Genomic DNA, 2,820 nt, shown 5'->3' with positions numbered 1-2,820 from the left:
CACGCACTGCAAAAGCTATTGGAAACAGAGCATTTCTTCGTTTATGAATGGATGTCGCCGCGCGATATTCAGGCGAAATATTTTGCAGGCAGAGGCGAGGATCTGACAGCATTTGAACATATTCGGTATGTGACAGCGGTCTATAAACCATAAAAAACAGCGCACCATCGAGCTTGATGGTGCGCTGTCGTATACGATACGGATTCTTATTTTATTCTTGGCCGTTCCAGCAATAGGTGCACAGATTTTCCTTCGGAATGCCGACAGCATCCAGCATATCATCCAGACGGTTGTAGCGCAGGGAAGTGAAATTCAGTTCCTTGCGGATTTCTTCAATCATCTCGTCATACTTCGGAGATTCCGGATCCGTGTACTGCTGAAGTACTTCTTCGGAAACGTTCTCGGAGCCTTCCAGACGAGCGATAACGCGGCGAGTAATCAGATCCATTTCGGAAGAAGAACGAGAGAAGTTCAGATATTTGCATCCATAAACCAGCGGCGGACATGCCGGACGGATGTGTACTTCCTTTGCGCCGCTCTCATACAAAAACTCTGTTGTCTCGCGCAGCTGAGTACCGCGGACAATGGAGTCGTCAATGAGCAGCAGGCTCTTGTCCTTGATGAGATCGTGGACAGCAATCAGCTTCATCTTTGCGATGAGATTTCGCTTGCTCTGAATGGTCGGCATAAACGAACGCGGCCATGTCGGAGTATATTTGATAAATGGACGGGAAAATGGAATACCGGAGGCATTGGCATAGCCAACGGCATGTGCAATACCGGAATCCGGTACACCGGCGACAATATCTGGCTTGACGTTGTCTCGCATTGCCATCTTTTCGCCGCAGCGATAGCGCATTTCCTCTACGCTTACGCCTTCATAGGAGCTGGATGGATAACCGTAATATACCCACAGGAAGGTGCAGATCTTCATCTGATTTCCCGGTGCGAGCAATGTTTTTACACCATCCGGTGTAATGACATCAATTTCGCCCGGTCCCAATTCCTTATACGGCTTGTAGCCAAGATTCTGGAACGCAAAATCCTCAAAGGAGATGCAATACGCGTCCTCTTTTTTGCCGAGGACAATTGGTGTTCTGCCGTATTTATCTCGCGCGGCATAAATGCCCTTGGAAGTCAAAAGCATCATGGTCAGAGAGCCGTCAATGGTCTCCAGCGCGTAGTGAATGCCTTCAATGAGATTTTCCTTCTGGTTGATGAGTGCAGCAACCAATTCTGTCGGGTTGACATCGCCGCCGCTCATCTCGAGAAAATGCGAGTTGCCATTGCTGAAGATAGAAGAAACGATCTCGTCAATGTTGTTGATCTTGCTGACGGTCGTGATGGCAAAAGTGCCGTGGTGGGAACGGACAATCAGTGGCTGCGGCTCGAAATCTGAAATACAGCCGATGCCGAGATTACCCTTCATTTCCTGAATATCTTTGTCAAATTTGGTGCGGAACGGTGCATTTTCAATGTTATGAATCGAACGATCGAAGCCGTTTTCTCCATAAATTGCCATGCCGCCGCGGCGCGTTCCCAAATGAGAATGATAGTCCGTGCCGAAAAACAAGTCAAATACACAATCTTCCTTTGAAGCTACTCCGAAAAAGCCGCCCATGTAGTTCCTCCTTACCGGTGTCTGAGAAAAATGTTACCTCAACAGTATAGCATATCTTGACACAAAAGAGGAATAAAATATTGTTTCGGAATAAGAAATGGGCATAAAAAACGGAGAGTCTGGCAAAGACTCTCCGTAAATTGGGTAGAATTTACATATTTTCGTCGTCAAAATCTGTGTCATGCATCATAAATTCTCGATTGGTGACATGCTTTGCCTGTCGCTCTCGTTCTACCAGTTCGGACAGCTGTTCCTTGACTTCCCGCGGGTTTTTGATGTTGATAATATCGAAATCTCCCATCGTTTTGTCGGCAGAACAACAGTGAATGGTGCCCATGCCAAAAATGCGCTGAGATAAGCTGCGCGACAGAGAAATATCTAAGATGCGATACAGACGCACCTCGTCTTCATGCTTGCCCAGCATACCGGTTTCGATAAACAAACGATCAGATGTCAGCGTGTATGTGGTAAATGTCCAAGGAAGTCCGCAGAAGATTCGTTTTCTGTCAGACCAAATCGGAGTCAGATTGCTCATACGTGATGCCTCCTTTGATTCTAGTAACATCTTTATTATACCAGAAATGCACGGCGAAAAAAAGACTGCGTTTCTGGAACAAAGTCTGAAACGCAGTCTTGGATGGACGAAAGATGAACTTACAGCTCAACAACCTTGCCGGACTTCCATGCCTCGGTGGTGCCGAAGCCGATAGCCGTGGACTTGGTGCCGTCGTATACAGTTACGCCCGGCTTTCTGTTTTCGCAGATACAGTCAATGAATTCCTGCATTTCTGCCAGATAAGCAGCGGCAAAACGCTCCGGGAAGCCCTCTACACACTCGGTTACAACGCCGTTGGAGTTGTACAGCATAGCGAGATTCTTTTCCGGTACAGGGCTGATGCGGATGCTGCCCTCGGTGCCGATAATTTCGGTCTCTACATGGTAGCCATGCGGTGCGGTACGGCCTACGTGAATTACACCAATACCGCCATTCTTGAACTTGTAGGTAGCAACTGCGGTCTCATCATCGCCGACAGCCTGGAATTCCGGATGCTTGAAGGTTGCGCCCAGAGCGTATACCTCAGTCGGCTCATCTTCGAGGAACCAACGCATCAGATCGATGTCATGGATTGCCATGTCGATGAAGATGCCGCCGGAAGTAGCTGCAAACTTGATAGAGCCTTCAACCAGTGCTTCCGGGT

3 protein-coding genes are annotated in these 2,820 nt (G+C 48.0%); all 3 read right to left on the bottom strand.

Annotated elements, in window-relative coordinates:
* Nucleotides 1-211: 211 nt before the first annotated feature.
* Nucleotides 212-1,621 (bottom strand): amidophosphoribosyltransferase, encoded by a 1,410-nt coding sequence (locus tag ACR0P9_RS10360; RefSeq protein WP_432619870.1) that lies wholly within the window; start codon nucleotides 1,619-1,621, stop codon nucleotides 212-214.
* A gap of 151 nt (nucleotides 1,622-1,772) precedes the next feature.
* Nucleotides 1,773-2,156, bottom strand: coding sequence for a PH domain-containing protein (locus ACR0P9_RS10355; RefSeq protein WP_432619868.1), 384 nt, complete (start codon nucleotides 2,154-2,156; stop codon nucleotides 1,773-1,775).
* 119 nt (nucleotides 2,157-2,275) lie between these two features.
* Nucleotides 2,276-2,820, bottom strand: a 545-nt coding sequence (locus ACR0P9_RS10350; protein WP_432619866.1) for a Gfo/Idh/MocA family protein, incomplete at its 5' end; no start/stop codon positions are given.

This window comes from Butyricicoccus sp. (assembly GCF_050872565.1).
Lineage (GTDB): Bacteria > Bacillota > Clostridia > Oscillospirales > Butyricicoccaceae > Butyricicoccus_A.
The sequence above is the reverse complement of the archived record's forward strand: the minus strand, read 5'-3'. Positions and strand labels throughout refer to the sequence as shown.